General features: G+C 62.6%; 12 protein-coding genes. 8 read left to right on the top strand and 4 right to left on the bottom strand.

What is annotated here, in order from left to right:
* Window positions 1–148: 148 nt before the first annotated feature.
* A complete protein-coding gene (locus JIN81_RS15600; RefSeq protein ID WP_200281898.1) occupies window positions 149–619 on the bottom strand; it encodes an EVE domain-containing protein in 471 nt (156 codons plus the stop codon).
* Window positions 620–834: 215 nt separating this feature from the next.
* Here JIN81_RS15600 and JIN81_RS15595 point away from each other — a divergent pair, with 215 nt between their 5' ends.
* Window positions 835–2,106, top strand: coding sequence for an APC family permease (locus tag JIN81_RS15595; RefSeq protein ID WP_200281884.1), 1,272 nt, complete (start codon window positions 835–837; stop codon window positions 2,104–2,106).
* Entirely contained in the window at window positions 2,103–3,179 is a 1,077-nt protein-coding gene (locus tag JIN81_RS15590; protein ID WP_200281881.1) for a hypothetical protein, read from the top strand. Before JIN81_RS15595 ends, JIN81_RS15590 begins: the two co-directional genes overlap by 4 nt.
* A 9-nt stretch (window positions 3,180–3,188) precedes the next feature.
* On the opposite strand, the gene JIN81_RS15585 is transcribed toward JIN81_RS15590, so the two are convergent.
* Window positions 3,189–4,154, bottom strand: a complete 966-nt coding sequence (locus tag JIN81_RS15585) for a serine hydrolase domain-containing protein (RefSeq protein WP_234045038.1) — start codon at window positions 4,152–4,154, stop codon at window positions 3,189–3,191.
* A gap of 190 nt (window positions 4,155–4,344) precedes the next feature.
* Here JIN81_RS15585 and JIN81_RS15580 point away from each other — a divergent pair, with 190 nt between their 5' ends.
* Window positions 4,345–5,976 carry an ABC-F family ATP-binding cassette domain-containing protein gene (locus JIN81_RS15580; protein WP_200281874.1) on the top strand — a complete coding sequence of 544 codons (1,632 nt, stop codon included), beginning with the start codon at window positions 4,345–4,347 and terminating at the stop codon, window positions 5,974–5,976.
* A gap of 70 nt (window positions 5,977–6,046) precedes the next feature.
* Here the strand turns inward: JIN81_RS15580 and JIN81_RS15575 are convergent, their stop codons facing one another.
* On the bottom strand, window positions 6,047–6,433 hold the full coding sequence (locus JIN81_RS15575) for a hypothetical protein (RefSeq protein WP_234045037.1): 387 nt from the start codon (window positions 6,431–6,433) through the stop codon (window positions 6,047–6,049).
* 85 nt (window positions 6,434–6,518) lie between these two features.
* Between JIN81_RS15575 and JIN81_RS15570 the strand changes: the two genes are divergently transcribed.
* The gene (locus JIN81_RS15570) at window positions 6,519–9,032 is read left to right on the top strand and encodes a M16 family metallopeptidase (RefSeq protein ID WP_200281869.1); all 2,514 of its coding nucleotides are present in this window, start codon (window positions 6,519–6,521) and stop codon (window positions 9,030–9,032) included.
* A 28-nt stretch (window positions 9,033–9,060) separates the two neighbouring features.
* Here JIN81_RS15570 and JIN81_RS15565 read toward each other — a convergent pair whose 3' ends face one another.
* Complete coding sequence (locus tag JIN81_RS15565) at window positions 9,061–9,411, bottom strand: hypothetical protein (RefSeq protein ID WP_200281866.1); 351 nt, start codon at window positions 9,409–9,411, stop codon at window positions 9,061–9,063.
* Between the two features lie 141 nt (window positions 9,412–9,552).
* Between JIN81_RS15565 and JIN81_RS15560 the strand changes: the two genes are divergently transcribed.
* The 4 genes from JIN81_RS15560 to JIN81_RS15545 all read left to right on the top strand — a co-directional run bounded on the left by JIN81_RS15560 (window position 9,553) and on the right by JIN81_RS15545 (window position 14,149).
* Window positions 9,553–10,026, top strand: coding sequence for a TspO/MBR family protein (locus JIN81_RS15560; protein WP_200281863.1), 474 nt, complete (start codon window positions 9,553–9,555; stop codon window positions 10,024–10,026).
* A 31-nt stretch (window positions 10,027–10,057) separates the two neighbouring features.
* Entirely contained in the window at window positions 10,058–10,918 is an 861-nt protein-coding gene (locus tag JIN81_RS15555) for a peptidyl-prolyl cis-trans isomerase (protein WP_200281861.1), read from the top strand.
* The gene (locus JIN81_RS15550; protein WP_200281859.1) at window positions 10,915–11,985 is read left to right on the top strand and encodes a HupE/UreJ family protein; all 1,071 of its coding nucleotides are present in this window, start codon (window positions 10,915–10,917) and stop codon (window positions 11,983–11,985) included. The genes JIN81_RS15555 and JIN81_RS15550 overlap by 4 nt, the downstream gene beginning before the upstream one ends.
* Before the next feature lie 223 nt (window positions 11,986–12,208).
* Window positions 12,209–14,149 carry a DUF3604 domain-containing protein gene (locus JIN81_RS15545; protein ID WP_200281857.1) on the top strand — a complete coding sequence of 647 codons (1,941 nt, stop codon included), beginning with the start codon at window positions 12,209–12,211 and terminating at the stop codon, window positions 14,147–14,149.
* Window positions 14,150–14,229 lie beyond the last annotated feature (80 nt).

The raw sequence follows: 14,229 nt of genomic DNA, 5'->3' as shown, positions 1-14,229 counted from the left end.
GGCCGACGAAGAGGCCGACGAAGAGGCCGACGAAGAGGCCGACGAAGAGGCCGACGAAGAGGCCGACGAAGAGGCCGACGAAGAGGCCGACGAAGCGACTGACGAAGAAGAGAAACACTAGGACGCTGCAGCGCCCCCCACCCGTCTCCTACTTCGGCACCTTCACGCCGGCCATCTTGCAGACTTTTTTGAAGTGCTTCGCCTCCACCGGGGTGATGGACAAGCGGGTACCACGCTGGGTTACCATCATGCCCTCCAAGGCAGCTTCGGCCTTCAATTCCTCCAAGCTGACCATCTCGGGAAATTTCAGCACAAATTCGAAATCCCGCAAAAGCCAGCGCGGCTCATCCGGGTTTGACTTGGGATCGTGATACTTCGACTTCGAGTCGAACTGGGTTGGGTCCGGATAGACATCACTCGCCACTCTCGCGATTCCCACCGCACCGGGCGGCTTGGCATTCGAGTGGTAGAAGATCGCCAGGTCGCCGACTTCCATCCCGTCACGCATGAAATTGCGTGCCTGATAGTTCCGGATCCCGTCCCACGGTTCCCGACCCACTTTTTCCAGATCCTCGATCCCGAACACATCGGGTTCCGACTTGATGAGCCAATACTTCACGCCCCGAAGCTATCGATCCCTGCGGCCAAGTCAAAGCCCTGTCCGTCGCCATGGGTCATCGCGACTCCGCATTTCCCCGGGGCGCGAGAAGGAGGGCGGCAGCGGTGATCTGCAGACCGTTCTGCTTTCTCAAACCGGGGCCAAGGAGGAGCATTCCAAACCGCATCCAAAAAGTTCTCCTTGGAGTGATCGAAAAACCTCCGGATGTTGCGTCCGTGCGATCTCCAGGTTCCTACGCCGCCACCTCTCTCGTCGTTGCTTCCATGGTCGGCACGGGAGCCTTCACGTCCCTCGGCTATCAGCTGTTCGACCTCGATTCCGGACCCCAGATCCTGCTGCTCTGGCTCATTGGGGGCATCATCGCATTGTGCGGAGCCCTTTGCTATGCGGCCATCGCCAAGGCGCTCCCCCAATCCGGAGGTGAGCACCACTTCCTCGGCGAGCTCTATCATCCCTCCCTCGGATTCATGGCAGGCGTCCTCTCTGCCATCAGCGGCTTCGCCGCGCCAACCGCCATCACGGCCATGGCCTTCGGAGCCTATCTGCACAGCGCCATTCCCGGCATCCACCCGATGCTGGCCGGAATCACCGTCATCATCATCGGCACCGCCGCCCACATGGCCAGCGCCACCACCAGCGCCCGGGTCCAGACCGCGGCCACCGGCCTCAAGCTCGCCCTCATCGTCGCGTTCCTGATCGCCGCGATCATCCTTCCCGGAAAGGGCGACATCCGCTGGGCCATCGAACCCGCCACCGACCTCGACCGCATCCTCCAGCCCGGCTTCGCCATCGCGCTGATCTACGTCCTGTATGCCTACTCCGGCTGGAATGCGGCCGTGTATGGCCTGGAGGAATGGAAGCAACCCACCGTGACCGTGCGGCGCGCCCTGATCATTGGCACGAGCCTCGTGACCGTTCTCTACATCGCCCTCCAGGCAGCCTTCCTCCACGCCGCACCAGTCAGTGAATTGCGCGGCGTCATCGAGATCGGGCATGTCGCGGCCACTTCCCTCTTCGGTGAGAAGGCAGCCGCTCCCATCGCCGGCCTGTTCGCGCTCGGCCTGTTCGCCTCCGTTAGCGCCATGCTCTGGGCCGGCCCCCGGGTGCTCGCAGCGATGGGGCGCAGCACCCCCGCCCTCTCCACCTTCACGCCGAAGTCCGGGGTGCCCCGCGTCGCACTCTATTTCCAGATGTCCCTGGCCCTCGTGCTGGTCACATCGACCGGCTTTGCCTCCCTCGTCACCTATACGCTCATCGGCCTCACCCTGAGCACCATGCTCACCGTCGCCGGGGTCTTCATCCTCCACCGGCGCTCACCCGAGACCATGCCACGCATCCTCCTGCTGCCTGCCACGATTTTCCTCGCCATGACCGCCTTCATCGTCGTCCGATCCATCACAACCGAACCGGTTCCTTCACTCATCGGTATCGGCACACTCCTCATCACCGCCGCTCTTTGGTTCCCACTTCACCAGAAAAGATCATGAAAAAGCTCCTCCTTCCCTTCGCTGCCGTGTGCCTCACCCAGTGCAGCACCGACCTGCCGCCCACCGAGCAGGCCCAGACTCCCCTGAACCCCGCCTCGGACTATCAACCTGCCAAGGGAGAACCCACCGTCGACGACATCGCGCGCTTCCTCGCCGGCCGTCCGGTGGAGAACGGAGAGGCACTCTCCGCCTACCAACGCACCAAAGGGAACTACCACACCCACGCGCTGGAGTTCGACTACCTCTGGCGGAAGATGGCGTCCAAGCGGACACTACGACAACAACAGTACTTCCATGAAACCATCAAGCCGCTGATCGGCGCCTCGTCCACGGTGGTCTACCCGTTCGGCGGGCCGGACGTCCTCTACGGGACCTCCATGTTTCCGCAGGCCTCCACCTACGTCCTCATCGGTCTCGAACCCGTCGGCGGCATTCCCGACCTCTCGGGTGACCCTTCGGGGCTCCTCAGGCGGCTTTCCATCGTGATGGATGAACCGCTGCGCCACGGCTACTACATCACCAAGGAAATGCGCCAGGCCCCAGCCGTTACGCCCATCCTTCTGACCAGTCTCGGCCTGATGGGTGCCCGGGTCGACAACGTGCAGTCGATTTCCGCCGCAGGTCGCCCCGGGGTGGAGGTCCGTTTCCGCACCAGCCGCGGCGGCAACAAGCGCCTCATCTACGTGTCCGCCGATCTTTCGAACCGCGGATTCGACAGCGGATTCCAAAGCTGGCTTGGACAGTATTCCGGGGCCACCGGCTACTTCAAGGCGGCCTCCTACCTGCAGCACGACCCGAACTTCTCCGGCATCCGCGACTGGACCCTCGCCAACTGCAAATCCGTCGTTCAGGACGACTCCGGCATCCCCTACCGCTACTACGTCTCGAACGGCTGGGACGTCACCCTGCTCGGTACGTATCAACGCCCCATCCCCCTCTTCGCACGCTGGAAGCAGAACGACCTCGCCTCGGCCTACCAAGCCATTGGTGGTCGCGGCCCGGAGATTCCCTTCGGTTCGGGCTATCACCTGAAAATGGCGGAAGCCAACCTGCAGGTGTGCAAGAAGAAGTAGGGTGAACCGTCACACGGCACGCAGCAGCGTGCCGTCCTTCCAGCTTCGGGAGTATCCGAGCCGCGCGATCACCCGGCGCTCGGCCGGCCAGATGAACACCCGCTGACCCGCCGAACCGACCAGCGCCACCATCGTGGATGGCTGCCTCTTGGAAATGCAGGCGTTGCGCCAGAACCCCGGACTCTTCGGCGGTTCCAGTTCATCCTCGATCTCGATTTCCCGTCCCCCGCGACTGTTTCGCCACAGCCCCCCGCCGAACATCGCGTTGGCTCGGGACGGGCGCGACATCGCCCGGAAAGCACCCGCGCTGATGCCTGCCGTATCCCGCCCGGACAACAGGTCTCCCAGCGTCCGCCCAAGCCGACCCAGCCCCGTTACGGTGAGCTCCGTACCCGTCGACAGGTAGAAGCGCCCGCGCTGGTCCGAACGCCAGTCCGGACTGCTCAGGCCAATCGGACGCATCACCGCACGGTGGAGGAATTTTTCAAGGGTCTCTCCGCGCGCCACCGCCTTGCGATGGAGCAGCTCGGCAAGCACCTCCCAGCATGCCGGGCCGTAGCGAAATCTCGTGCCCGGCGCATCCAGCAAGGGCAACGCGATCGCAACCTTCCCCTTGTCGGCGATGGAGCGTCGATACAACTCGCCAGCGCCCTCCTTCAGGCCCGCCGTCATCTGCAGAAGCATCTGCACCGTGATGGATTCCTTCCCTCCCTGACCCCTCCACTCCGACAAGGTGTCCGCCACCTTCTCATCCGCACGAAGCCAGCCCTCACCCGCAGCCCGGGCACAGGCGAGACATCCGAGCGCCTTCGTGATGCTCAGCGCCGGCCCCCGCTCGTGGGTCCGCCACGATTTCCTGAGACTGCTACCCTCCCACGCCCCCCAGCCACGACCCCCGCCCGCCCGGGCGATCGTATCCGCGCGGTCCAGCACATCCCTGTCCCAGTCCCTGCCGCCGCTTCCGCCACCCCCCATCGGACCACAGCTTCCCAAAAGCCCACCACCAGCCAGCCAAATCCAATCGCGCCTTTTCACAGCGCTACTATCAATCAGGACGTCCCGAAACCGCAAGACCACTCCGGATCAATCCTCGATTCCTCATCAAGCAGGGAATCCACACAAAAAAGGGTTTCAAAATCGACCGATTACCCCCTACCTCCCCGGCGTGCTCACAATCAAGAAGCTCACGAAGACGCTCGGCGGCCGAACCCTGTTCCGCGACGCGGACATGACCATCAACTGGGGCGAGCGCGTCGCCCTCGTCGGTCCCAATGGCGCCGGCAAATCGACCCTCTTCAAGATGATCCTCGGCGAAGAGGACATCGACAGTGGCACCGTCGATCGCGACGAGTATGCCATCACCGGCAGCCTCGCCCAGGAAGCGGGTGACCCGGGCGATGAGACCATCCTCGAGATCGCCATCGGCATCACCCCGGAGATCATCCAATACCTCCGCACCATTCGTGAGCACGAAGCCGCAGGCACCACCGAACACAAGGACTACGCCGAGGCCGTCGACCAGTTCACCGCGCTCAACGGCTATCAACTCGAGCCCAAAGCCAAGAAGATCCTCGCCGGACTCGGCTACAAGCAGGGCGATTTCAACCGCCCCGCACGCGAGTACTCCGGCGGTTGGGTCATGCGCGCCTACCTCGCCCGCCTCCTCGTCATGGAGCCCGACCTGCTCATGCTCGACGAGCCCACCAACCACCTCGACCTCATCACCCTGCTTTGGTTCCAACGCTACCTGATGAACTACCCCGGTGCCGTCTTCCTCATTTCCCACGACCGGGATTTCATGGACGCCATCATCGAGACCGTCGTCGAAATCGATCCCGACGCCGCCGAGCTTATCTCCTACACCGGCAACTACTCGTCCTACCTCGACCAGCGGGAAAAGACCTACGAACAGAAGGTCCAGGCCTACCGCAACCAGCGCAAGGAGATCGAAGGCCACCAGGAATTCATCGACCGCTTCCGCCAGGTCGGTTCGAAAGCCGCTCAGGTCCAATCACGCATCAAGTTCCTCGAGAAGCTCGACAAGATCGAGAAACCGCGGGCTCCGCGCAAGCCGTTCAAGTTCACCTTCCCCCAGCCCGATCGATCAAACCAGAAGGTCATCGACCTCAAGAAGATCGACTTCGCCTACGGCAACGACAAGGTCATCTACGAAGGCCTCGATCTCACCATCGAACGCGGCGACAAGATCGTCCTGGTCGGACCGAACGGCGCCGGCAAGTCCACTCTGCTCAAGCTCCTCGGCGGGCAACTCGACATCACCGGTGGCGAACGCGAAGTCGGCTACCTCACCAAGCAGGGCTACTACTCCCAGCACCGCTCGGAGACCCTCAACGAATCCAACCGCGTCCTCGATGAAGTGATGGATTCCTGCCCGACCCTTCGCGAAGAAGACGCGCGTGCCATCCTCGGCTCCTTCCTCTTCCGCCGCGCCGATGTCGAGAAACGCTGTGGCATCCTCTCAGGAGGAGAAAAGTCGCGACTCAACCTCGTGAAATTCCTCGTCGACCCTCCGAACCTCCTGCTGATGGACGAACCGACGACCCACCTCGACATCCTCTCCATCGATTCCCTGGTGAACGCCCTGAAAGCGTACGAAGGCACCTTGGTGTTTATTTCCCACGACGTGCACTTCATCCGCAATCTGGCGGAAACCACTTTGCACATCGCGCGCAATGAGGACGACACCGCCAGCACCGTGACCCGCTACACCGGGGGCTACGACTACTTCCTCGAAAAGTCCGGCCTCGATGACGACCGCAGCGCGGTGACCTCGTAGGGGGCCTGCGGACCAAGCGATCCCGGGTGAGCGCACCCGGGAACCCGGACCAGGCTGCTGGCTTTCTCCGTCAGACCAGCCCGCCAACCAGCGCAAGCAGGAAGACGCCGGACGAAACCACCAGCCCACCGCCGAAAATCAGCCACCGTCCGCGGCCGATGGACTCCCCATTGCGGAACAGTCCGCGGAAATAGAGCTCCGTCAGCGGCCCGAGCAGGTAGGCGATGTTCGCGCCGATGCCCACAAACACCGCACTCGCCACCGCGGCGGCCCACGGCATGCCATGACGGTTCGTCCAGAGTGTTAGAACCAACAGCCCCGGGACCAGCAGGATCACGTTGTAGATCAGCCTGAGTTTTTCCCAGCCGAGGACGATCTCGCGCAGCGCCTCCTTTTGCCGGGCAAGATCCCCATCTCCGTCCGCCGACGGTGGAGCATACGGATTCTCCTCGTTCACCCGGCGACCATCCACCGCCGGGCGCACACCCGCAAGCACTCATCATTCGACAATCAGGAAAGGTCATTCATGGTGGTCGCAAGTCATGGAATTCCCGTCCACCTCCGCCACCCTGGAAACCCTGCCCAACGGGCTGTCACTCATTCTGGACCCCGACCCGTCCGCCCCGGTCGTCAGCACGCAGCTCTGGGTCGAAACCGGCTCCATCCACGAAGGCGCCCACCTCGGTGCGGGACTATCCCACTTCCTCGAACACATGGTCTTCAAGGGCGGCGGCGACTTCGGCCCGGTCGAGCTGGCCGAATCCGTACAGGCCGCCGGCGGACACTGGAACGCCTACACCTCCTTCGACCGCACGGTCTACTACATCGACGGCCCCGACACCGGACTGACCACTTTCCTGGATGTCCTGTGCGCCATGGTCTTCAAGCCCCACCTCCCGGAGAGCGAGTTCGAGAAGGAAAAGGACGTCATCCGGCGCGAGATCGACATGGGTCTCGATGACCCGGATGACCGTGCATCCCGGCTCCTGTTCTCGACCGTCTTCAGTCACGACCCGCGCCGCCACCCGGTCATCGGCTACCGCGAGCTGTTCGACTCCATCACCTACGATGACCTTCGTAGATACCACCGGGAACGCTACAGCCCCGACCACACCTGCCTGTGCATCGCCGGGAACTTCGACCCGGACTCCCTGCGTCAGACCATCGATCGGGTCTTCGCCTCACTTCCACGCTCTGCCAGCGCCGAGCCGTTGATTCCCGCCGAGCCGGTGCAGCTCGCACCGCGGACCAACCGTGCGACCTTCGCCGTACCCGCCTCGAAGGTCACCCTCGGCTGGAAGATCCCGGCACTCGGGCACCCCGATGTTCCCGCCTTCGATCTCGCCGCAGCCATGCTCGGCCGCGGCCGCTCGGCACGCCTCTATCGCAAGCTCCGGGAGGAACGTGGCCTGGCGCTCGAGATCTCATCGTGGTCCTGGTCGATGGCCAACCAGATCGGAATCTTCGCGGTGTCCGCCGAAGTCCAGCCCGACCAGCGCGATGCGCTGATCGCAGCCATTCGTGAAGAACTCTCGGCCTTCTCGTCATCCTCATTCGAAGACGACATGATGAAGGCCAAACGCCAGATCGCCGCCACCCAGTTCCGCTCCTTGACCACGGTCTCCGGGCGAGCCACCGACCTCGCCTCCAACTGGCACGAAGCCCGCGATCTCGACTTCACCCGGCGCTACCTCGCCCAACTCGAGGCGGTGACCGCGGCCGACGTCCGCCGCGCCCTGGCCACCCTCACGGATTCCCGGGAGTCACTCACCATTCTCGATCCGGAGGGGGTCTCCGCTCCCTCGGCCACCCGCTCCCCCACCCGCAAGCGCACGGAACCCGAGACCTTCACCCTCGCCAACGGAACCACCATCGCGCTCCTGCCCGACCCGAAGGTCCCGGTTGTCGCCCTCCAGTCAGCCGTCCGAGCAGGTTCGACTTCGGAAACATCACAGACCGCCGGCATCAACCGCCTGCTCGCCGCCGCGATGCCACAAGCGACACGCCACCGCAGCGCCGAAGAACTCGCCAATACCCTCGAATCTCTGGGTGCGAGCATCGGTGCCTCGGCCGGCAACAACTCGCTGCTGCTCCAACTGGCAGGTCTCTCCCCGGATCTCGGAACGCTCGTCCCCCTCTTCGGCGAGGTATTGTCCGACCCCGCGCTCGACTCGGATTCCATCGATCGCGAGAAGGCATCGCAGCTCACCTCCCTGCGCGAGACGCTCCAGGACCCGCTGTCGGTTGCCTTCCGTCACCTACGCCAGCGACTCTTCGGTCGCCATGGCTACGGGATCCCCACCCTGGGAAATGAGGATTCCGTCGAGTCATTGAGCCGGCTCTCCCTGGCCGCCCACCATTCCCTGCATGTCCGCGGACCCAACCTTGCCGTCGCCCTGGCCGGCGATTTCGACCCGGAGGAAGCACGTGACCTGCTCTCCAAGGCATTCAACGAGCTTCCGGAGGGAGACCCGTGGCATCCCGAACCGTCAGAAATACTAGATCCATCGGAGGACGTGATCCACGTCGACAAAAAGCAGGCGGTTCTCGCCATCGGCTACCCCGGAAGCGCGGCACTGGATGAACATCGTCACGCCCTGCGCATGCTCAACGAATGGGCCAGCGACATGGCCGGACCGCTGTTCACACGGATCCGCGAGGATCTCGGGTTGGCCTATCAGGTCGGTGCCACCCAGTTCCATGGGCACGACACCGGTCTCTTCGCCTTCTACATGGCGACCGATCCGGCCCAGATCGAGCTCGCTGAATCGGAGTTGATGTCCGAGATCGGCAAACTCGCCACAGGAGGCATCCCGGATGATGCCTTCGAACGGGTGCGCTCCACAGTCCTCAGTGCCACCGCACTGGACCAGCAGGCCCCCGGCTCCATCGCCCGACATGCGGCCATCGATCTTCTCTTCGGCCTTCCCGCAAGCCACCACCGGGAACTCCCCGGGATCTACCAGAAACTCACCCCTGCTCAGGTCGAGAACGCAGCAGCCGCCCTCCTGGGAACCCGAAAGCCGGTGCTGATCCGGGTCCTGCCGGAAGACTGAAACTCCAGATACCGGGGCCGGCCGAACCTCAGAAAAGCAGCCGCTTCGCACGGAGCAGGAACTGGGCCTCACCGCCCTCAAAGCCATCAGAGGCCAGCACCTTGCCGAGCCACTCGAGGGCGATGGAACCGTGTCCCCCCGCCTTCAGCCGGGCAGCGCGTTCCGTAAAGAATGCCTCCTTCTTCTCATCCGACGAATGGGCCTCACGCACTGCAGCGAATGCCTTGTTCACCGAGGGGCCCGTCTTCTCGCTGGGCTCCCAGCCAAGGGCATCAAGCGCCTTCTGCAGCATGCTGTCCTCCTCAAGCGAAAGATGATTGTCCTGATAGAGGGCGAGGAACAGAAGTTCGGCGAGGTCTTGTTTGCTCGATGAATCCATGGTCGGAAGGTTCCCAGTCCCTCCCACACCAATCCGGAAGGCGCAAGACGAAAGACCGGGGCCGAGCTTCTTCGGGCCGCCAAACCGCACCCGGAGAAAACAGCACTTGAGGCGAACCCGCCGAGCCATGAGGGTCGCCCCATGAAACTGTGGCAAAAGATCGTGGTCTGCGTGCTCGTCATCGAAGGGCTCGGCAGCCTCAGCGGCCTGCTGACGGCCTCCTCGATCCGCGGCTGGTTCGCCACGCTCGACCAACCTCCCGGGAACCCACCGAACTGGGTCTTCGGCCCCGTCTGGACCCTGCTCTACGCGATGATGGGAACGGCCATCGCCTTGATCTGGCACCGGGCCAAGGCCGGCCCCAACCGAACCAAGGCCATCACCCTTTTCATCTCCCAGTTCGCACTCAACCTTGCGTGGACTCCGGTCTTTTTCGGAGCCCATCAGATCGCCATGGCACTCGTGGTGATCGTGACCATGGCCCTGGGAATCCTTCTCACCATTTTCGCTTTCCACAGGATCGACCGTCTGGCATCGCGACTCCTGATTCCCTATTTCTGCTGGGTGGGCTACGCGACCTACCTCAACGCCGGATACCTCTATCTGAATCGCTAGACGTTCCGGGAGATTCGGCTATCACTACAGCATGAAGCTGCTTCGTGACCCCCTGGTCGTCTTCCTGCTCATCGGCGCCGGGATCTTCCTGCTCTACTCCAAGGTCGCCCCATCCGAATCTGTCGATCTCGAGGATCCCTATCGCATCGATATCAACGGCGACATCCTCGCCATTCTCGAGGACGAATGGACCGCACGCTGGAACCGTCCACCGACCGAAACGGAGTTCAAGGGCCTCGTTGATGCCTACGTAAAAGAGGAGATCCTGTATCGCGAAGCCAAGAAACTCGGCCTGGATCAAAGCGACTCGATCATCCGTCGCCGGCTTGCTCAGAAAATGGAGTTCCTGACCTCGGACATTGCCGACCTCGAAGAGATCGCTCCCGAAACACTCGAAGGTTACCTCAACGAGAACTCGGCACGCTACGCCAAGGAACCCGAAGTGGGTTTCGAACAACTCTTCTTCTCCCCCGAGAAGCGGGAAAACCCGAAGGCCGATGCCGAAACGATGCTGGAACAACTCAACTCCGGCGCCGTCACATTTGAAGAATCCAACCAAACCTCCGACCCCACGCTTCTCAGCCCGAAATTCACCGCTACCGCGGTCTCCCAGATCGGCAGGCAGTTTGGCGAAGCCTTCGTGGAGGCCATCGCCGACGAGGAGCCGGGGTCATGGTTCGGCCCGGTGGAATCGAGCTACGGCATGCATCTGGTCCGGATTACCGAACGCGCGCCCGGAGGCCTGCCAGCACTCGAGTCCATTCGCGAGAAGGTCGAGAGTGACTATCGCTATGACCAGCGGGAAAAGCTCAACCAACAGATGCTCGACCAACTGCTCCAAAGCTACGACGTCGTCATCGGAGAAGAGGCAAGTGAGACCGAAGCATCATGAAATTCTTCCACAGCCACCGCCGAGCCGACCTTGGAAGAGGAGATCAGGGACCGACAGGGAAAAAGCGGGCCCTTCGCTTCTTCCCGGTAGCCTTGATGCTGTCACTGATTCTCTCGCTTCCCCGGCTCACCGCCCATGAGATGCAGCCTGCCTACCTCGAGCTCACCGAGGCCCCCGACCAGACCGTCTCCGTCACCTGGAAACTTCCCTACTTCAAGGGCAAGCCCCTCCCCATCGCACCCACGTTCCCGGACGACTGGGAAAACCTCACCGAACCGAATACCAGCCCGCTCGGCAACGCCCTGCTGATGCGTTGGAAGGTCAACCCGGGAGAGAGTCCGTTGGATGGCAGCGCCATCTCGATCGATGGCCCCCGCTCACGACTCACCGATGTGCTGCTCCGGGCAAACCTCCAGGATGGACGCTCCGTGACCCGGGTGCTGCGTCCTGAGGCTCCCGCCGCTACCATCCAATTCGATGCCGAAACATCCACCCTGCTGTGGGACTACATCGTCATCGGCGTGGAACACATCATCTTCGGCTACGACCACCTGCTCTTCGTACTCTGCCTGGTGCTCATCGTTCGCGACCGCTGGACGCTGGTGAAAACCATCACCGCCTTCACCCTCGCCCACTCCGTCACTCTCGGCGTCGCCACCCTCGGCTGGATGGAAATCCCCGGCCCGCCGGTCGAAGCGGTCATCGCTCTGAGCATCCTCTTCCTCTCCCGCGAGCTGCTTGTTAGAACCGACGAGAACCCCGGCCTGACCGAGCGCTACCCCTGGCTCGTCGCCCTCAGCTTCGGTCTCCTCCATGGCTTCGGCTTCGCCGGCGCGCTTTCCGACGTCGGCCTGCCCGAAGACCAGATCCCCCTCGCCCTGCTGAACTTTAATATCGGCGTCGAACTCGGACAGCTCGCCTTCGTCGCCGTGGCGATCGCCCTCACCACGCTCACCCGAAAAATCTCCCCGAAGATCAACCAAGTCGCCTTCAAACCGATCGTCTACGCCACGGGCATCATCGCCGCCTTCTGGTGCGTCGAGAGGATCAGCGGATTCTGGGCCTGATGGTGAACTTGCCAGCAGCCTGACCGGTGCCGACGAAGCGCCCCGATCCGGCCGCTTGCCCCAGCCCGTCTTCATCCCGGAGCCTGGCCCCGCCGCACCCGACCTTGCCGGCCCGTGTCATCCTATCTTTGTTCTTGTCCCGCCGCTCTCACATCGGCTTAAATGGTGGTAACCGGCCAGTCATCTAACAGCTCACGATGAGGTCACCAAGGATTCCACTGCCATGAAACCGACCCACCTAGTCCCCGCGCTCGCCGCAGCCCTGCCCACGATCTTCCTGCCCCTCGCATCGCACGCCCAGAATACCGCGGCGGACAGCGGCACCCTGGACAAGTCCAAGGCCGAGGCCAACCAGAAGGAGCGACCCTACTCCCCCTACGCCGACCGCAACTTCCCTTCCCGTCCGTTCTTTGGCGATACCCACCTTCACACCGGGTTCTCGATGGATGCAGGTGCCTTCGGTTGCACGTTGACGCCGCGCGATGCGCTGAAGTTCGCCCGCGGCGAGCAGGTCACCGCCTCCAGCGGGCAACCTGCCAAGCTCTCCCGCCCCCTCGACTTTCTTGTAGTGGCCGACCACTCCGACAACATGGGGTTCTTCCCCGATCTTTTTGCAGGCAAGCCCGAGATCCTCGCCGAACCGGAGGGAAAGAAGTGGTACAACATGATCAAGGCAGGAAAAGGGGCCGAGGCCGCACTCGACATCATCGGCCAATTCTCCCAAGGCACCTTCCCTGAGAAATTGATGTACTTGCCCGGCACGCGTCCCTACAAGAATGCCTGGCAGGAAACCATCGACGCCGCCGAGCACTACAACGAACCCGGTCGGTTCACCGCCTTCATCGGCTACGAGTGGACTTCCCTCGACAAGGGCAACAACCTCCACCGCAATGTCATCTTCCGCGACAACGCCGACAAGGCCAGCGAGGTCGTTCCATTCACCTGCTACCCTCCGATGGGCAGCATCAACCCCGTCGACCTGTGGAAATGGATGGAATCCTACGAGGAGAAGACCGGAGGCAACGTGCTGGCGATCGCCCACAACGGCAACCTGAGCAATGGAACGATGTTCCCCGTCGAAGAAGCCTTTGGCAAGGCGCTCGATGCTGACTATGCCAAGGAACGAGCCAAGTGGGAACGCCTCTACGAAACCACCCAAACCAAGGGAGATGGAGAGGCTCACCCATTCCTCTCACCCAACGACGAATTCGCCGACTTCGAGACCTGGGACAAGGGCAATCTCGACGGCAGTCAGGCCAAGACCAATGAGATGCTTGCCGGCGAGTATTCCCGGTCAGCCCTGAAGAGTGGACTCAAGCTGCAGGCCAAGCTCGGCACCAACCCCTACAAGTTCGGCTTGGTCGGCAGTAGCGACGCCCACACCGGTCTGCCGGCAATGGCGGAAGAGAATTTCTTCGGTAAAACGACCCCTCAAGAGCCCGGCAAGGAGAGGATGCAGGCCAAGTTCATGGACAACAAGGAGACCGGAGTCGCCATCTATGACTGGGAAGTCGGCGCCTCAGGCTACGCCGCAGTCTGGGCCGAGGAGAATACACGCGCCTCAATCTGGGACGCCATGCAGCGCAAGGAAACCTACGCGACCACCGGCTCGCGGATGATTGTCCGCTTCTTCGGCGGCTGGGATTTCGACGAGACCGATGCCCACACCCGCAACCCGGCCTTCGCTGGCTATGAGAAAGGCGTACCCATGGGAGCCGATATGCACAAGGCTCCGGCCGGCAAGTCACCAACCTTCCTCGTTGCCGCCATGAAGGACCCGATCGGAGCCAATCTCGACCGCATCCAGATCATCAAAGGCTGGATGGATTCGTCAGGCGAACTTCAGGAAAAAGTCTACGACGTCGCGTGGAGCGACGACCGCAAGCCCGGTCCCGACGGCAAGCTCCCGAGTGTCGGCAGCACCGTCGACCTTGAAACCGCCACTTGGACCAACACCATCGGCGAACCCGAACTGATCACCGTCTGGGAAGATCCCGACTTCGACCCCTCGCTCCATGCCTTCTACTACGTTCGGGTCCTCGAGATTCCCACACCACGCTGGACCGCCTACGACGCCGTCCGCCTCGGCGCAGAACCGCTCGAAGGCACCCGCATGACCATCAACGAACGCGCCTACACCTCACCGATTTGGTACAATCCCTGATCTCCAGGGTTTTGCCCCCGGATCGGGAGTGGCTACTGGTCCCACACGGGATCACCCACGCCTGGGTGGGTCCAATCCTG

The organism is Haloferula rosea, from assembly GCF_016595525.1.
In the GTDB taxonomy this organism is placed as follows: domain Bacteria; phylum Verrucomicrobiota; class Verrucomicrobiia; order Verrucomicrobiales; family Akkermansiaceae; genus Haloferula; species Haloferula rosea.
This window is presented reverse-complemented; position numbering and strand designations above follow the sequence as displayed.